This is a genomic window from Acidovorax sp. NCPPB 3576 (assembly GCF_028473605.1).
Classification (GTDB): Bacteria; Pseudomonadota; Gammaproteobacteria; order Burkholderiales; family Burkholderiaceae_C; genus Paracidovorax.
Genome location: NZ_CP097267.1, coordinates 3,691,702 through 3,709,207 on the forward strand (window position 1 = coordinate 3,691,702; position 17,506 = coordinate 3,709,207).

Below are 17,506 nucleotides of genomic sequence, written 5' to 3' on the forward strand. Positions count from 1 at the left end.
CTTCAGTGCGCCTTGTCCCAGTTCGGCCCCACGCCGACCTCGGCCAGCAGCGGCACCTTCAGGTCCGCCACGCCCGCCATCAGCCGGGGGATCTCGCGGCGCACCCAGTCCACCTCGCTCTCGGGCAGCTCGAACACCAGTTCGTCGTGCACCTGCATGATCATCAGCACACCGGGCTTTTCGGCGTCCAGCACGTCCTGCACGGCGACCATGGCCTTCTTGATGAGGTCGGCAGCGGTGCCCTGCATGGGCGCGTTGATGGCCGCGCGTTCGGCGCCGCTGCGGCGCGGGCCGTTGGGCGAGTTGATCTCGGGCAGGTACAGGCGGCGGCCGAACACGGTTTCCACATAGCCCTTGGTCTTGGCCAGGGCCTTGGTGTCGTCCATGTACTGCTTCACGCCGGGATAGCGCTGGAAGTAGCGGTCGATGTAGGCTGCGGCAGCCTTGGTCTCGATGCCCAGGTTCTTGGCCAGGCCGAAGCTGCTCATGCCGTAGATGAGCCCGAAGTTGATGACCTTGGCGTAGCGCCGCTGCTCGCTGCTGACCTGGCCGACCTCGACGCCGAACACCTCCGCCGCCGTGGCGCGGTGCACGTCCAGCCCTTCGGTGAAGGCGTGCAGCAGCGAGGCGTCGCCGCTCAGGTGGGCCATGATGCGCAGCTCGATCTGGCTGTAGTCGGCGCTGGCGATCACGCGCCCGGGCGGCGCCACGAAGGCCTCGCGCACGCGCCGGCCTTCCGCCGTGCGGATGGGAATGTTCTGCAGGTTGGGGTCGTTGCTGGACAGGCGCCCGGTCACCGCCACGGCCTGGGCGTAGTGCGTGTGCACGCGGCCGGTGGAGGGATGGGCCAGTTGCGCCAGCTTGTCGGTATAGGTGCCCTTGAGCTTGGAGAGGCTGCGGTGCTCCAGCAGCTTGGCGGGCAGGGGGTAGTCCTCCGCCAGCTTTTCCAGCACCTCTTCGTCTGTGCTGCGCGCGCCGGTGGCGGTCTTCTTGACCACGGGCATGCCCAGCTTGTCGAAGAAGATTTCGCCCAGTTGCTTGGGGCTGCCCAGGTTGAAGGGTTGGCCCGCGATCTCGTACGCCTCGGTTTCCAGTTGCAGGATGCGCTGGCCCAGCTCATGGCTTTGCTGCGCGAGGATGGGCGCGTCCACCAGCACGCCGTTGCGCTCGATGCGGTAGAGCGCCTCGCTGCTGGCCATCTCCAGTTCGTAGATGCCGCGCAGCTTGTCGTCGGCCTGCAGCTGGGGCCACAGCACGCGGTGCACATCCAGGGTCTGGTCGGAGTCTTCGCACGAATACTCGGCCGCCAGCTTGATCGACACCTGGCTGAACGGAATCTGCTTGGCGCCCTTGCCACACAGGTCTTCGTAATGGATGCCGCTGCGGCCCAGGTGCCGCTCCGCCAGGCTGCCCAGGCCGTGCGGCCGGTGCACTTCGAGCACGTAGCTCTGCAGCATGGTGTCGTGTTCGTAGCCCTGCACTTCGATGCCGTGGTTGGCCAGCACATGGCGGTCGTACTTGACATGCTGGCCGAGCTTCTTGCGCGAGCCGTCTTCCAGCCAGGGCTTGAGCCGCGCCAGCACCTCGTCACGGGGCAATTGCGCCGGGGCGTCGGGGTAGTCGTGCATGAGCGGCACGTAGGCGGCCGTGCCGGCCTCCACGCTCCAGCTGATGCCGACGATCTCGGCGCGCATCTCGTCGAGCGAGGTGGTCTCCGTGTCGATCGCCACCAGTTCGGCCGCCTGCAGGCGCGCGAACCAGGCGTCGAAAGCCTCCCAGGTGAACACGGTGTCGTACTGCAGGTTGCTCACCTTGGCCGCGGCCACTTCGGCGGGCTCGTCGAACAGGCCGGGCGTGGGGTCCACTGCGCCGCCACGGCCCTTGGACGCCTTGGATGCCTTGGCGGCACCTTCCTCCAGCAATTCGGGGGCGGCCTCCTGAATGTCGATGGCCCGGGCCAGGCCCTTGAATCCGTGCTTTTCGTAGAAGGCCTTGAGAGCGGCGGCATCCTGCGCGCCGCTGGCCAAGGCGTCCAGCGCCGGCAGGCCGGCCACATGCCCCGCCAGGTCGCAGTCGGTGCGAATGGTGACCAATTGGCGCCCGGTGGGCAGCCAGTCGCGCGCGTTGCGCAGGTTCTCGCCCGCCACGCCCTTGATCTCGGTGGCGCGCTCCATCAGCGCATCGAGCGAGCCGTATTCCATGAGCCATTTGGCCGCTGTCTTGGGGCCCACCTTGGGCACGCCGGGCACGTTGTCCACGGTGTCGCCCACGAGGGTCTGGTAGTCCACCATCAGGTGCGGCGGCACGCCGAACTCCGCCGTCACGCCGGCGATGTCGCGCTTCTTGCCGCTCATGGTGTCGATGATGGTGATGTGCGCGTCCACCAGCTGGCTCATGTCCTTGTCGCCGCTGGAGACGATCACCTCCACGCCCTGCCGCGCCGCGGTGACGGCGAGCGTGCCGATCACGTCGTCGGCCTCCACGCCCGGCACGTCGAGCACGGCCCAGCCCAGCAGGCGCACGACCTCGTGGATCGCCGGGATCTGGCTGCGCAGGTCGTCGGGCATGGGCGCGCGCTGCGCCTTGTATTCGGGATAGATGTCGTCGCGGAAGGTCTTGCCCGAAGCGTCGAACACGCAGGCGGCATAGTCGGCGCGCACTTCGCGGCGCAGGGCCTGCATCATGTTGACCATGCCGCGGATGGCGCCCGTGGCGGGGCTGGCGGGGTCGCCCGGCACGGCCCGCAGGTCGGGCATGGCATGGTAGGCGCGGTACAGATAGCTGGAGCCGTCCACCAGCACCAGGGTCTTGGGTTTGCTCATAGCCGCAGATTGTGCCCCGCGCTGCGCGCCGGGAAGGTGCAGCGCTCTACAATCCGCCCCATGCGCGCTGCCCACACCCTCCTCCTGCTGGCCCTGGCTGCCAGCCCTGCCCTGGCCCAGACACCCGATCAAAACGCGGCCCAGCGCACGACTGAGCAGAGCGAAAAGCTATCAAATCAGGAGCAATCGGAGAGCCGCCAGAACCAGCGCGTCGAGCGCATTCAGGTCGAGGACGAAGGCAGCCGCGTGAACGAGCTGCGGGTGGGCGGCCAGACGCAGAGCATCACCGTGCAGCCCAAGACCGGCAGCATGCCCGAGTACGAAGTGCAGCCCGGCGAAGGCGCCCGCACCCGCCCACGCAACGGCGCCGAGACCAACACCGCCCCGCGCGTTTGGAACGTGATGAAGTTCTGAGCTCCCCGGCCGCCCGACACGGCGCGGCCACCGGGCGATCAGGCCCGCGGCGGCTTCGGCTGCCTTCCCTGCGTTCGCACCCCTGTGTCTCTTTCCTCCCCCTTCCCTTTTCCTTTTCTTCGTTTGCGCTGAGCGATGGCCGTCTTTACCGAAGTCTCCAAGAAAGAGGCGCGCGATCTGCTGCGCCGTTTGCAACTGGGCACGCTGGTATCGCTGCGCGGGATCGAGGGCGGGATCGAGAACACCAACTACTTTCTCACCAGCGACCAGGGTGAGTACGTGCTCACGCTGTTCGAGCGGCTCACCGCCGAGCAGTTGCCGTTCTACCTGCACCTGATGAAGCACCTGGCCCACGCCGGCATTCCCGTGCCCGACCCGCGGGCCGACAAGCACGGCGACATCCTGCACAGCGTGGCCAGCAAGCCGGCCGCGGTGGTGAGCAAGCTGCGCGGCAAGAGCCAGCTGGCGCCCGAAGCATCGCACTGCGCCGCCGTGGGCGCCACGCTGGCACGCATGCATCGGGCCGGGCACGGCTACGAACGCCGCCAGCCCAACCTGCGCGGGCTGGCCTGGTGGAACGAAACCGTTCCCGCCGTGCTGCCCCACGTGGGCGAGGAACAGGCCGCGCTGCTGCGATCCGAGCTGGCCTACCAGAACCATGTGGCCGCCTCCGCAGGCTATGCCGCGCTGCCCCGCGGGCCGGTGCATGCCGACCTGTTCCGCGACAACGTGATGTTCGACGGCGAAGAGCTGACCGGATTCTTCGACTTCTACTTCGCGGGCGTGGACACCTTCCTGTTCGATCTGGCCGTGTGCCTGAACGACTGGTGCATCGACTTGCCCACCGGCGCGCACCACGCCGAGCGGGCCCGCGCGATGCTGGACGCTTACCAAAGCGTGCGCCCGCTCACCGCGGACGAACGCACGCTGCTGCCCGCCATGCTGCGCTCCGGCGCGCTGCGTTTCTGGATCTCGCGGCTGTGGGACTTCTACCTGCCGCGCGAGGCCTCGCTGCTGACGCCGCACGACCCCACGCACTTCGAGCGCGTGCTGCGCGAACGCCTGGCACACCCCGTGCATGCCTGAACGGACGCGGGCGGCCCGCCGCCGGCCGCATGCCCCTGGCCCGTGCACGGCTTGGGGCCCCTCCACCACAATCCACCCATGAAACTCCACATCGTTCCCGCCCGCGCCGGCCTTGAATGGGCCCGGCTCGGCATCCGCGTCTTCTGGCGCCAGCCGATGGCGCTGGCGGCCCTGTTCTTCATGACCATGGCCGCGATGTCGCTGGCCACCCTGCTGCCCCTGATCGGCCCGGCCGTCGCGCTGGCCCTGCTGCCCTCGGCCACGCTGGCCATGATGGTGGCCGCGGGCGAGGCCACGCAGGGGCGCTTTCCCACGCCGGCGCTGCTGCTGGTGGCGTTTCGCACCGGGCGCCAGCGGCTGCGCGACATGCTCATCCTGGGCGCCCTGTACGCCGTGGGCTTTCTGGCGGTGATGGCGATTTCGGCCCTGGTGGACGACGGGCAGTTCGCCCGCGTGTACCTGGGCGGCGAGCAGCTCACGCGCGAGGTGGCCGAGGCGGGGGACTTCCAGGCCGCCATGTGGCTCGCCCTGGCGCTGTACGTGCCGCTGTCGCTGCTGTTCTGGCATGCGCCGGGCCTGGTGCACTGGCACGGCGTGCCGCCCGTGAAGGCGCTGTTCTTCAGCATGGTGGCGTGCCTGCGCAACTTCAGCGCATTCACCGTCTATGGCCTGGTGTGGACCGGCGTATTCCTGGGGGCGGGCATCGTGGTGAGCATTGCCGTGACGCTGCTGGCGCTGCTGGGCCTGGGCAGCGGCGTGGCGGGAGGCATCATGGTGGCCACGGCGCTCATGCTGGCGGCGATGTTCTTCACATCGGTGGTATTTTCTTTCCGCGACTGCTTCGAGCCGCCTGAGCGGCGCCTGGTCGCGCCCGCGGCAGAGACCGCCGCGGAGCCACCCGGCCCGCTCTGAGGCGCACGCCCTTCGGGGCCAGGCCACGGGGCAAAAGCCCCCGGGCCGCCGCCGACCGGACGAGCGCAGTCCGGTCCGGCCGACGGGCCCGCACCCGCCCGTCGATCGCTCCGATCCCCTGCATGGGGCACGATGCAGCGGTCAACGCAGCCGCCACCGTCACGCGGCTGTCACCATTCCTTCAAATCGCTGTCACGGGCGATTCCTAGCATCCGGGCAGTGGAAGCGACATTGCGCCGTTTCCGCGTTTGGCTCGCCGGCATGCCGCTCCCCACGGCCGTTGCCGGCGGCGTATCGCACCTCTCCTTTCCGGAACAACACGATGTCCCACACCCCGATGCCCACCCGCCGCAAGGCCCTGCAATTCCTCGCCGGCATGCCGATGCTGCCGCTGGGCGCCAGCGCCTCCGCATCCTTTCTGACCGCCTGCGGCGGCGGCAGCGATGGCGCCACGTTCGCATCGGCCAGCTTCAGCTCGATGGCCGCGCCCACGCTGTCCAACCCGGCCGCCATGGCGACCACGTCCGTGGGCTCCACGATGAGCGTGAAGTTCAGCGACAACTCGGTGCAGAACTACCAGCTGGCCTACCAGCCCTTCTTCGTGACGGGCGACATGGTGTCCGACGGCAAGGGCGGCAAGATCCTCGCGGGCGGCTATGTGGACATCAACAACAAGGCCATCACCGACACCAGCGTGGCCGGCAAGGAACGCCAGTTCTTCTCCGACTCGCCGGACGGCACCTCGCTGCTGACCGTGGCCAATGCCAAGGTGGACGGCGTGAAGGGCAACCCCGTGTTCGCCGTGGTGCAGTTCGAATACACCACCTGGGCGCAGGACGGCAAGACCGACATGTACGGCAAGCTGCCCTCCCCCATCGCCGTGCTGAGCCTGGACCAGGACCCCGCCACCGGCAAGCTGTCGCTGGTCAAGTACCACAACGTGGACACGTCCAAGGTGCACGGCCTGTGGATCACCTGCGGCGCGAGCCTGTCGCCCTGGGGCACCCACCTGTCCAGCGAAGAGTACGAGCCGGACGCCTTCACCATCGCCTCCAACGCGCAGTTCAAGGCGTACAGCAAGAACCTGTACGGCAGCGAGACAGCCGCCAACCCCTACCACTACGGCCACATGCCCGAAGTGACGGTGAACGCCGACGGCACCGCGTCGATCAAGAAGCATTTCTGCATGGGCCGCATCTCGCACGAGCTGGTGCAGGTCATGCCCGATCAGCGCACCGCGCTGATGGGTGACGACGCCACCAACAGCGCCTACTTCGTCTTCGTGGCCGACAAGGAAAAGGACCTGTCCTCCGGCACGCTGTACGCCGCCAAGGTGGGCGCGGGCTTCTCCATCGACCCCGCCGCCACCACGGCCGCGCCGCTCACCTGGATCAAGCTGGGCTCCGCCACCAGCGCCGAGATCGAGGCCCTGGCCGGCAAGCTCAAGCCCACGGACATCATGACCGTGGCCAGCGCCGACCCGAAAGACGCGACGTTCACGAAGGTCGTCACCAATGGCAAGACCGAGTGGATCAAGCTGAACGCCGGCATGGAAAAGGCCGCCGCCTTCCTGGAAACCCACCGCTACGCCGCCCTGCTGGGCGCCAGCCTGGGCTTCACCAAGATGGAGGGCACCACGGTCAACGCCAAGGACAAGATCGCCTACTCGGCGCTGCAGAACATCCAGGCCTCGATGGTGGCGGGCAACGCAGCCAACGTGCCGGGCAACGGCATCTCGGTGCCCAAGCAGCTCGTGGCCGGCGCCGTGATGGCGCTGAACCTGCGCGGCGGCCAGAAGGACACGACCGGCGCCGCGATCAACAGCGACTGGATGCCCGTGGACACCAAGGCCCTGCTGGCCGGCGAAGACATCACGGCCGACGCGCTCGGCAACACCGCCAACCCGAACAACATCGCCAACCCGGACAACCTCAAGTTCTCCGAGAAGCTGCGCACGCTGTTCATCGGCGAGGACAGCAGCCAGCACGTCAACAACTTCCTGTGGGCGTACAACGTGGACACCAAGCAGCTGTCGCGCCTGATGTCGGTGCCGGCGGGCGGCGAATCCACCGGCCTGCATGCGGTGGACGAGATCAACGGCTTCACCTACATCATGAGCAACTTCCAGCACGCCGGCGACTGGGGCAGCATCCACAGCAAGGTCAAGGACACGCTGGACCCGCTGGTGCGCGCCAACTACAAGGACAAGTTCGGCTCGGCCGTGGGCTACCTGACGGGCACGCCGTCGCAGATGAAGCTGAGCTGATCGAAGCGGCTCTCCCCGCCCCGAAGCCTTGCCAGCGCGGCAGGTCTGGGGCCCACCTGAAAAGCGAGGCCTTGGCCTCGCTTTTTTCATGGGACTTCGCAAAAGGAGCCTGATTGAAGACGCTTGCAAGACTTTGAATCAAAAACGGCTCTACCGCATATTTCTCTAGGGGGTATAGCTATAAAAACAATAGCAAATCACTCCGCCGCGTTCCAGAGCATGGATTGACGGGCTTGCCGCGCATGGCGGTACAGGGTGAAGGGTTGTCTTCAAATGATAATAAATCGCATTCTTATAATGCCCGCTCACTCAGGCGCACCCGGGCGCCGTGCTGCCCTCCGGCGGCCGGATGCCCCAGCCCTCGCCGCCTGATCCCGCTGCCGCTTCCACCGGCCGCTGCCCTGGGCTCGACCCCAGCGGCAAGCGACCCGGCGCCCTGCTTCTGGCAGGCTGAAAGCGCCCGCCCGGTCCGTTTTTACCCAACCTGGAGATGCCCATGACGCCCCCCTTGTTCAGAACCGCCGCCCTCGCCGCCCTGCTGGCCGCCAGTCCGCTCGGCGCCGTGGGCGTGGCCCAGGCACAAGGCGCCGCCGTCCAGGCCTCCCAGCCCGCCACCGCCCATGCCGTGGCCGCCCACTACGCCGCGCTGGTGCACGCCAACTACGAAGACACGCTGAATGCAGCCAAGACCATGCAGGCCGCCATCAAGGCCTTCACGGCCAAGCCGTCGGTGGAGACGCTGGCCGAGGCCCGCAAGACCTGGCTGGCCGCGCGCGAGTTCTATGGCCAGACCGAGGCGTTCCGCTTCTACGGCGGCCCGATCGACGATGACAAGGGCCCCGAAGGCCAGATCAACGCCTGGCCCATGGACGAGTCGTACGTGGACAGCGTCGAAGGCAAGCCCGACGCCGGCCTGGTGAACAACCGCAAGTTCGCCATCACCAAGAAGAACCTCGCCGCGCAGAACGAGCGCGGCGGCGAGGAGAACATCGCCACCGGCTGGCACGCCATCGAGTTCTTCCTGTGGGGCCAGGACCTGTCGGAAACCGGCCCGGGCGACCGCAACTTCGAGGACTTCGTCGATGGCAAGGGCAAGAACGCCGACCGCCGCCGCCAGTACCTGACGGTGGTCACCGACCTGCTGATCGACGACCTCACGTTCCTCGTGAAGGCCTGGGACCCGAAGGCCAAGAACAACTACCGCGCCAAGTTCGCCAAGGGCGGGCAGGAATCGGTTCGCAAGATGCTGGTGGGCCTGGGCTCGCTTTCGCGCGGCGAACTGGCCGGCGAGCGGCTGGAGGTCGCGCTCAACAGCCAGGACCAGGAAGACGAGCACTCCTGCTTTTCCGACAACACGCACCGCGACGCCGTGACCAATGCGCAAGGCATCCAGAACGTGTGGCTGGGCCAGTACCGCCGCGCCGACGGCAGCCAGGTGCAGGGCCCCTCGCTGCGCGACCTGGTGGCCGCCAAGGACGCCGCCCTGGCCGAGAAGACCACGCAGCAGATCGCCGCGTCGGTGAAGGCGGCCGAGGCCATCCAGGCGCCGTTCGACCGCGAGATCATCGGCGAGAAGGACGCGCCGGGCCGCCAGCGCATCCAGAAAACCATCGACAGCCTGAGCGCCCAGTCCAAGGACCTGGTCGCCGCCGCCAACGCCATCGGCATCACCCGGCTGACCCTCGTGCAACCCTGATCCCGCGATGCGTTTCCTGAAAGCCTTCCACCGCCGCCGCACCTGGCGCCTCGCGACCGCCAGCGCAGGCCTGGCGGCGGCCGCCACGGGCCTGGTGGCCAGCGGCCACCCGGACCCGCTGGGCGAAAAGCCCGGCGGCGACACCACCGTGTTCGCCACCGGGCGCAACGCCTTCTCGTTCCCCGCGGCCAACCTGCCGGACGACGAGCGCACGCGCTTCGTCATCGGCAACTCGTTCTTTCGCCGCAACTGGGTGGAGGCCCCCGCCTCGACCAAGGCGCGCGACGGCCTGGGGCCGCACTTCATCGCGCGCTCGTGCGGCGGCTGCCACGTGCAGGACGGCCGGGGCGCGCCGCCCGAGATCTTCAACCGCCTGGGCGAGACCAAGGACCCCACGGTGGCGCTGCTGATCCGCCTGTCCATCCCCGGTGCCGACGGCCACGGCGGGCCGCTGCACGAGCCCGTGTACGGCGACCAGTTCAACAACGCGGGCATCACCGGCGTGAAGCCCGAGGGCCGCGTCACCCTGCGCTACCAGACGATCCAGGGCCAGTTCGCCGATGGCACGCCCTACACCCTGCTCGATCCGAAATACGGCTTTGCCGACTTGGGGTACGGGCCGATGCACCCGGACGTGATGGTCAGCCCGCGCATCGCGCCGCAGATCATCGGCGTGGGCCTGCTGGAAGCCATCGACGAGGCCGACATCCTGGCCAATGACGCCGACCAGGCCAAGGCGCCCGGCCCCATCAAGGGCGTGCCCAACCGCGTGTGGGATGCGCCATCGGCGCGGATGATGATCGGCCGCTTCGGCTGGAAGGGCAACGTGGCCACCATCGCGCACCAAACCGGCGGCGCCTTCGTGGGCGACATGGGCATCACCTCGCGCCACTTCCCGCACGAGGCCTGCACGCCCGCGCAAAAGGACTGCCTGGCCGCGCCCAGCGGCAAGAGCGCGGGCCGCCAGAGCCAGCCGGGCGTGGAGATCGACGACAAGACCTTCGACGACGTGGTGTTCTACCAGGCCACGCTCGCCCCGCCCGCCCGCCGCAAGGTGAACGACGTGCAGGTGCAGCGCGGCCAGGCGCTCTTCGCACAGGCCCAGTGCGCCGCCTGCCACCGCCCCAGTTACGTCACCAAGGAGGGCCCCTTCCCGCGCCTGACCAGCAAGGCCGTCTCGGGCCAGCGCATCTGGCCCTACACCGACATGCTGCTGCACGACATGGGCGAAGCCCTGGCCGACCACCGGCCCGACTTCGCGGCCAACGGCCGGCAGTGGAAAACGCCCCCGCTGTGGGGCACGGGCCTGATCCAGGACGTGAACGGCCACACCCGCCTGCTGCACGACGGCCGCGCGCGCGGCGTGCTCGAAGCCATCCTGTGGCACGGCGGCGAGGCCGAGGAGGCCAGGCAGAACGTGCTCAAGATGAACAAGGCCGAGCGCGATGCGCTCGTGCAATTCGTGGAGTCGCTATGACGAAATTCCCTGCCCTGCGCGCCCTGCACCACCTGGCCGCGGTGGCGCTGTGCGCCCTGGCCGGCGCTGCGGCCACCGCCACCGCGCAGACCAACTGGCGGCATGACGCCGTGCCGTTCTACGACACCACGCACGCCCTGCAAAGCCTCTACGGCCATTGGGCCCAGCCCCGCGCGGGCGACTTCGCCACCGCGGCGCAGGCCCTGCCGCCCGCGCTGCGGGCCCTGTGCGATGCGCCGCCGGCACAGGCCGGCGCGGCGCTGGACGCCGCCCGCGGCGCCTGGCGCAGCACCATGCTCGCGTGGGAGAGCCTGGGCGCCGTGGCCGTGGGCCCGGTGATCGCCCGGCGCACGCAGCGCCAGATCGACTTCGCACCCACCCGCCCCCCGCTCATCGAGCGCGCCATCAAGGCCCAGCCGCAGGGTGCCAAGGCGTTCGAGCGCGTGGGCACGCCCGCCAAGGGCCTGCCCGCGCTCGAATGGCTGCTGTGGACGCAGCCGGCCGCGCCCGCCACGCCGGCCTGCCGTTACGCGGTGGAGGCGGCGCTGGACGTGGAGCGCGAGGCGGTGGCGCTCAAGGCGGCGTTCGACGGCGCAGCCACCACCGACTGGGCAGCCGAGGACGAGCAGGAACGCTCCACCCAGGCCATGGGCGAGTTCATCAACCAGTGGGTGGGCGGCATCGAGCGCCTGCGCTGGGCCCACATGGAAAAGCCGTTGCGCGCCGCCCAGGGCAGCCGCACGCCGGACTACCCGCGCGCCGCCAGCGGCCTCACGCCCGAAGCCTGGGCCGCCGAATGGAAGGCCTTGCGCACGCTGGCCGTGCTGCCGCAAGGCGCCGCGCTGCCCAAGCCGGGCGAGGCCCTCGTGCCGCTCGAAACCTACCTGCGCGGCCGCGGCCTGAACCCCCTGGCCGACCAGTTGCTGCAGGCCACGCAGCGCATCGACACCGCCTTTGCCGCCCTGGCGCAGCCCGGAAAGAACACCGGGCCGCAAGTGCTGCAGGCGGCCAAGGAACTGACCGCGCTCAAGCGCCTGGCCGAGGCCGAGATCGCACCGGCACTGCAGGTGAGCATCGGGTTTTCGGATGCCGACGGGGACTGACGCCATGCAAGCCAAGCGACCCGAACGCATCCCTGCCGCCTCGGCCCCGCTGTCGCGCCGGCAGGCGCTGCGGCTCGGCGCAGGCCTGGGGCTGGCCGTGCCGCTGGCCGCCGCCTGGGCCGGCCCGGCCGCCGCAACGGGCTCGCTGCGCCTGGCAGCAGCATGGCAGCAGGAAGACGGCGGCTACCGCATCGGTGTGCTGCAAGCCCGGCCCGGCCAGGACGCACCGCTGCGTGCCGTGCACTCGCTGGACATTCCCACCCGTGCCCATGGCCTGTGCCCGCTGGCGGACGGCAGCATCGTGGCCGCGTCGCGCCGCCCCGGCGACTGGCTGGTGCGGTGGTGGCCGGGCACCCCGCGCGAACCGGTCTGGCAGTGGTCGGACGGCACGCGCTCGTTCAACGGCCACGTGATCGCATCGCCGGACGGACGCCTGCTGTACTCCACCGAAACCGATGCCGACACCGGGCAGAGCTTTGTCGTGCAGCGCAGCGCGGACAAGCTGGACACGCTGCAAGAGTGGCCCACGCAAGGCATCGACGCGCATGAGCTCATCTGGGACCACCGCAATCCAGCCGGCGGAGTTCCGACGCTGCTGGTCGCCAACGGCGGCGTCCCCACCGCGCCGGAAACCGGCCGCGTGAAGCGCGCGCTGGAGACCATGGACTCGTCCATCGTGCGGCTGCACGGCCGCACTGGCGAAGTGCTGGGCCAATGGCGCCTGGACGATCAGCGGCTGAGCCTGCGGCACCTGGCCTGGAACCCAGAAGGCACGGTGCTGGGCATCGCTCTTCAGGCCGAACACAGCGCACAGCCGTTGCGGCAGGCCGCCCCCGTGCTGGCGCTTTTCGATGGCACGGCACTGCGCACCGCCGCGCCTGCGCCCACCCACCTGCCGGGCGGCCTGCAGGGGTATGGAGGCAGCATCGCCGCCACGCCCGGCGGCTGGGCCGTGAGTTGCCCCCGTGCCCAGGGCATCGCCACCTTCGGTGCCCAGGGCGAATGGCAGCGGCTGGTGGCGCTGCCCGAGGTCTGCGCGCTGGCCGTGCAAGGCACCGCGCTCTGGGCCGCAGGACTCAACCACACGCTCGAAGATGCCCGCAGCGCCGCACCCCGCACCCATGCACACCGCAGCGAGCTGGCGAAGGCACGGGTGGACAACCACTGGTATCTGGCAGGGTAAACCCTGCCATTTGCTGCCATTTCGCACCATTTCGCACCACAATCTTGTTACGCCACGAAACACATTAAGGAAATTGATGAGAAGCATTACAAAAACCTCGTAAAACCCGTGCTTCTCCTTACACTCCGTCGGTTCATACGGAGTGCCCATGCCTTTTCTTCGTCCGCCGCGCAAACGCCTGATTGCCGCTCTACTGGTGGGTGCCATGCATGGCCACGCCGCCCTGGCAGCTGACATCGTGCTGGCACCGCCTCCCAACGGGGGCTTCACGGTCACCAACACCGACAAGAGCCAGGCACGGCTGCGCGTGGACGAGGCCTCGGGCGTGGTCACCCTGCCCGCCCTGTCCACCACGCCCGCGCAGGGCAGCCATCTGTGCTACGGCGCAGGCGGCGCCCTCGGCCCTTGTGCGTCGCTGGCGGGCCCGACGGGCGCGACCGGTGCCACGGGCGCGATGGGCCCCACCGGGCCGGCAGGCAGCACGGGCGCCACCGGAGCGGCGGGCCCGACCGGGGCGACCGGCACGGCAGGCGCCACGGGCGCGACCGGGGCCACGGGGGCAACCGGTGCGCAGGGCCCCGTCGGAGCCACGGGCGTAGGTGCCACCGGCGCGACGGGAGCGACAGGCGCTACCGGCGCTCAGGGCCTTCTGGGCCCCACCGGCTCGGTCGGCCCGGCAGGCACGGTGTCGTCGGCCGTCACCATCCGCACGACCACGATGAACCCGGTCAATGCCGAATCCTGCACCGTCTCGGCGTGCTGCAATGCCGACGAGAAAGTCGTGGGCGGCGGCCACCAGGCCAGCACCGGCCAGACCGCGCCGGACGATGCGGCGGTGACGGTCTCCGAAAGCCATCCCATCGCCAACTGTGGAGGCACCAACTTGGGTTGGACGGTGCGGGCGCTGAACACGTTCCGGTCGTCCAACCTTCAAAGCTGCACGGCCTACGCGATCTGTGCCAAATAGCCTGAACCCCGTGGCGGCGCCGGTGTCGGTGGCCTGCCGGCTGCCGGGCATGCCCAATGTGCAGCGCGCGCTGGCCGAGGTGCTGGACCTGGGCGATGCCGACTGGGCGCCGCATTTCAACTCCGGCCAACACAACGGCGGCTGGCATGCCTCGGCCCTGCGCGCCGCGCCGCAGTCCCCCATCGCTGAGAGCCCAGGCGAATACGCTGTCGCCCTGTACCGCGACACGGCGCTGCTGGACCGGTGCCCGGCGCTGCGCGAGCTGATCGAATCCATCCCCTGCGAGCACAAAGCCGTCCGCCTGCTGCGCCTGGTGCCCGGCGGCGAGATCCTTGAGCACTCGGACTCCCACATCAACCTGCGCGATGGAGAAGCACGGCTGCACCTGCCACTGCAGACCCACGAGGACGTGTTCTTTCACGTGCGGGGCCACCGCATTCCCATGCGAACAGGGGAGTGGTGGTATGCCGACTTTTCCCAACCGCACCGGGTGGTCAACCGCTCGCCGCAGGCACGCATCCACCTCGTGATCGATTGCGTGGCCAATGCATGGCTGCACGCGGCCCTGGCCGAGGCGGATTCCGGCATGCCCCATGCGCCCGAGGCCGATCCGGCCTGGCAGTTCGCGCAGTTCCAGCAACACGTTTACCAACACCCGGACCTGCAGGAGCGCCTGCTGGCCAACGGCACACCCAACGGCTTCGCGCAGGCGGCGCAACAACTGGGACAGTCCTGCGGATTCGGCTTCCACGCAGCGGAAGTCCTCAGCGCGATGGCTGCCGGCCGACGCGCATGGATGCAGCAATGGGTGCTTTGAACTTTGCCGGATGGGCGCCCATCCGCATCTACCAGGACGACCACGGCGAGCTGTGCGTGGACTGGCTGCGCGTGGACAACGGCACGCTGCGCGCCCCGTTTTTCACCGACGGCGTGCAGCGCGCGCTGCAGCACCCGTTCCACCAGGCCTTTCGCCGGCAGACGCCGCTGGCCGACCTGCTGGCCTGGGCCCAGGCGTCGCCGGGCCTGCAGCCCTCGGGCATCGTCTTTCATGTGTCGCGCTGCGGCTCCACCCTCGTTTCCCAGGCGTTCGCCGCGCTGCCGGACCATGTCGTGCTGTCCGAGCCGCCCGTGCTGGACAACCTCATGCGTTCCGCTTTCGCGCTGCCCGGCCTGCCGGCCGCGCAGGTGCCCGACACCGCGCGGGCCTTGATGAGCGCCTGGGGCCAGCCCCACCTGCCGAGACACGATACGCCGCGCCAGCACCTGGTGGTCAAGATCGATTGCTGGGCCACCACGTACGCAGAGCAGATCGATGCGATCTGGCCCACCGTGCCCTGGGTGTTCGTGTACCGCGACCCGGTGGAGGTGATGGTCTCGCAGATGCAGCAGCGCGCGCTGTACCTGATTCCCGGCGCCCTGGGCATGGAACTGGCCGGCGTGCCGCTGCAGGAAGCGTTCTACATGCCTGCCATGGAATATTGCGCGCGCTGCCTGGGCGCGATGTATGCCGACATGGTGCGGCTGCACCGGCCTGGCCGCAGCCTGCTGGTGGAGTACCGCAGTTTGCACTCGGCCATCGCAGGGCCGGTGGCCGCGCATTTCGGCACGGCCCTGGACGCTCCCGCGCAGGACCGCATGGCCGCGACGTTTTCGCTGCACGCCAAGCACCCCGGCATGCCCTTCATTCCCGACTCGAGGGACAAGCATGCCCAGGCCGACGCCACGCTGCGCGCCCTGGCCGAGCAATGGATCACGCCCCACTACGAGCAACTGGAGCGGCTGCGCCACGCGCAGGCGGCCCACCCACCGGCGGCCGACTTGGCGCTCCTAACACCATGACCCACCTGCCCTTTCTTCGCCGCCGCCATTTTCTGGGCTCGTCCGGGACAGCCGCGGCCGCCCTGGCGCTCCCCGCCGCAGCGGCCATCGTGCCGGCCCCGGCACGCCGCGCTGCGCAGGTGGGCGTGTTCCAGCCCACCTCGGCGCGCTACCCCACGCTGGCCGCGGAATTCACCCTCGGGCTGGAGTCCGCATTCGCCGCACAGGACCTGCCTGCGCCCAGCTGGGTGCCGCTGCCATACCAGCAGAATCCAGGCCCTGCCGTGCGCCAGGCCCGCGCGGCGCTGCAAGACGGCGCGCTGGACATGCTGGCCGGATGGATTCCGCTGCGTTCCGCCCTGGAGTTGCGGGACGATGCGCAGCAGCGCGGCATTCCATTGCTCGCCAGCGACACCGGCGCCGACAAGGCCCCTGCCATTGGACGCACCACGCCCTGGATCGTGAACCACACGCTGGAGCTGTGGCAATCGACCGCCCTGCTGGGCCAGCTTGCGCCCCGCCGCTGGGGCACGCGGGCCGTGGTCTGCACGGGCTTTCTGGAAAGCGGCTACGACTTTCCCGTCGAGTTCCGCAAAGCCTTCGGAGCGGCAGGTGGCCGGGTCGCCGCGACCCACGTCTCGGGCCTGCCCGATGGATCGGCCGAATTCGCCGGGCTGCTGTCAGCCGTGAAGGGCGCACGCCCCGACTTCGTGCTGGCGCTGTACTCGGGCGCACAGGCAGAGCGCTTTCATGCAGCCTACCAGCGGGCCGGGTTGCACACGCAATACCCGCTGCTGGGCAGCCGTTTCAGCCATGGGCACGGCAGCGACCCTGCCGCACCGGCATTTCTGCCTTCCGTGGCCTCGTGGGAAGACCCGGGGGCCGCTTGTGCCGCCGTGGCAGCCGCCTGCCGCCAACAGGGAATGCGTTTTACCGGCGCGGCCCTGCTGGGCTTCGAAGCTGGCCAGCGCATCGCCGCAGTTTTGGCGGCGAGTGGCGACGCAGAGCGCCTGTCCGCCTTGCACAGCGCCCAGACCACCCAGGCCCGCGGCACCCGGCGCTACGACGCCGCCACCCAGGAGAGCAACGGCCCGCACTGGCTGCATGCGCAGGGCAACGCGATCGCCATCCCGTCACCGGAGTCCGCTGCCATCCAGACCGCTGCGGCCATCCGGCATCGCACACCGGAAAGCGGCTGGTCCTCTCCCTATCTCATTACTTAAAGAAGGCACCTATGTCACAACCCTTCATGGGCCAGATCGCTTTGTTTGCCGGCAGCTTCGCGCCCAGAGGTTGGGCCTTCTGCAACGGTCAGATCATGTCCATCGCTCAGAATGCCGCTCTTTTCTCCATCCTGGGTACCACTTACGGCGGCGATGGGCAGGCCACGTTCGCGTTGCCCGACCTGCGAGGCCGCGTGCCCATCGGTTATGGCTCGAACACTGGCGCCACGTCCCCGAGAAGCTGGGGCGAAACAGGGGGTACGGAGCAGGTGACACTCAATGTCACCCAGTTGCCAGCCCACAACCATTCGGTGAATGTGCACAGCCCGGACGTGGGCAACCAGCCCAGCCCTTCAGGCAACTACCTGGCGACGCCGGACCGGCGAGGCAACAACTTTTCGGACCAGGCGCCCGCCTCCACCCTGGGGCCTGCAGCCATCGGATCCCAGGGCGGCAACCAGCCCCACCCGAACATGCAGCCCTACCTGGCGATCAGCTACATCATCGCGCTGCAAGGCATTTTTCCTCAGCGCAATTGA

General features: G+C 69.1%; 14 protein-coding genes. 13 read left to right on the forward strand and 1 reads right to left on the reverse strand.

What is annotated here, in order from left to right:
* Window positions 1-2: 2 nt before the first annotated feature.
* Window positions 3-2,822, reverse strand: coding sequence for a DNA polymerase I (polA, locus tag M5C98_RS17000; RefSeq protein ID WP_272548643.1), 2,820 nt, complete (start codon window positions 2,820-2,822; stop codon window positions 3-5).
* A 60-nt stretch (window positions 2,823-2,882) separates the two neighbouring features.
* Here polA and M5C98_RS17005 point away from each other — a divergent pair, with 60 nt between their 5' ends.
* The 13 genes from M5C98_RS17005 (at window position 2,883) to M5C98_RS17065 (ending at window position 17,506) form a co-directional block, all read left to right on the forward strand.
* On the forward strand, window positions 2,883-3,236 hold the full coding sequence (locus M5C98_RS17005; RefSeq protein ID WP_272548644.1) for a hypothetical protein: 354 nt from the start codon (window positions 2,883-2,885) through the stop codon (window positions 3,234-3,236).
* Window positions 3,237-3,371: 135 nt separating this feature from the next.
* The gene (locus M5C98_RS17010; protein ID WP_272548645.1) at window positions 3,372-4,322 is read left to right on the forward strand and encodes a homoserine kinase; all 951 of its coding nucleotides are present in this window, start codon (window positions 3,372-3,374) and stop codon (window positions 4,320-4,322) included.
* Window positions 4,323-4,400: 78 nt separating this feature from the next.
* Window positions 4,401-5,234: a BPSS1780 family membrane protein gene (locus M5C98_RS17015; protein WP_272548646.1), complete on the forward strand. Its 834-nt coding sequence runs from the start codon at window positions 4,401-4,403 to the stop codon at window positions 5,232-5,234.
* Between the two features lie 322 nt (window positions 5,235-5,556).
* The gene (locus tag M5C98_RS17020; RefSeq protein ID WP_272548647.1) at window positions 5,557-7,500 is read left to right on the forward strand and encodes a PhoX family protein; all 1,944 of its coding nucleotides are present in this window, start codon (window positions 5,557-5,559) and stop codon (window positions 7,498-7,500) included.
* A gap of 496 nt (window positions 7,501-7,996) precedes the next feature.
* A complete protein-coding gene (locus M5C98_RS17025) occupies window positions 7,997-9,196 on the forward strand; it encodes an imelysin family protein (protein ID WP_272548648.1) in 1,200 nt (399 codons plus the stop codon).
* 7 nt (window positions 9,197-9,203) lie between these two features.
* Entirely contained in the window at window positions 9,204-10,673 is a 1,470-nt protein-coding gene (locus M5C98_RS17030; protein ID WP_272548649.1) for a di-heme oxidoreductase family protein, read from the forward strand.
* On the forward strand, window positions 10,670-11,776 hold the full coding sequence (locus tag M5C98_RS17035; protein WP_272548650.1) for an imelysin family protein: 1,107 nt from the start codon (window positions 10,670-10,672) through the stop codon (window positions 11,774-11,776). The genes M5C98_RS17030 and M5C98_RS17035 overlap by 4 nt, the downstream gene beginning before the upstream one ends.
* 4 nt (window positions 11,777-11,780) lie before the next feature.
* Window positions 11,781-12,959, forward strand: a complete 1,179-nt coding sequence (locus M5C98_RS17040) for a DUF1513 domain-containing protein (protein WP_272548651.1) — start codon at window positions 11,781-11,783, stop codon at window positions 12,957-12,959.
* Window positions 12,960-13,107: 148 nt separating this feature from the next.
* The gene (locus M5C98_RS17045; RefSeq protein WP_272548652.1) at window positions 13,108-13,926 is read left to right on the forward strand and encodes a hypothetical protein; all 819 of its coding nucleotides are present in this window, start codon (window positions 13,108-13,110) and stop codon (window positions 13,924-13,926) included.
* Window positions 13,916-14,743 (forward strand): aspartyl/asparaginyl beta-hydroxylase domain-containing protein, encoded by an 828-nt coding sequence (locus M5C98_RS17050; RefSeq protein WP_272548653.1) that lies wholly within the window; start codon window positions 13,916-13,918, stop codon window positions 14,741-14,743. The genes M5C98_RS17045 and M5C98_RS17050 overlap by 11 nt, the downstream gene beginning before the upstream one ends.
* On the forward strand, window positions 14,731-15,765 hold the full coding sequence (locus tag M5C98_RS17055) for a sulfotransferase family protein (RefSeq protein WP_272548654.1): 1,035 nt from the start codon (window positions 14,731-14,733) through the stop codon (window positions 15,763-15,765). Before M5C98_RS17050 ends, M5C98_RS17055 begins: the two co-directional genes overlap by 13 nt.
* Window positions 15,762-16,967, forward strand: a complete 1,206-nt coding sequence (locus M5C98_RS17060; protein WP_272548655.1) for an ABC transporter substrate-binding protein — start codon at window positions 15,762-15,764, stop codon at window positions 16,965-16,967. Before M5C98_RS17055 ends, M5C98_RS17060 begins: the two co-directional genes overlap by 4 nt.
* A 26-nt stretch (window positions 16,968-16,993) precedes the next feature.
* Complete coding sequence (locus M5C98_RS17065; RefSeq protein ID WP_336298507.1) at window positions 16,994-17,506, forward strand: phage tail protein; 513 nt, start codon at window positions 16,994-16,996, stop codon at window positions 17,504-17,506.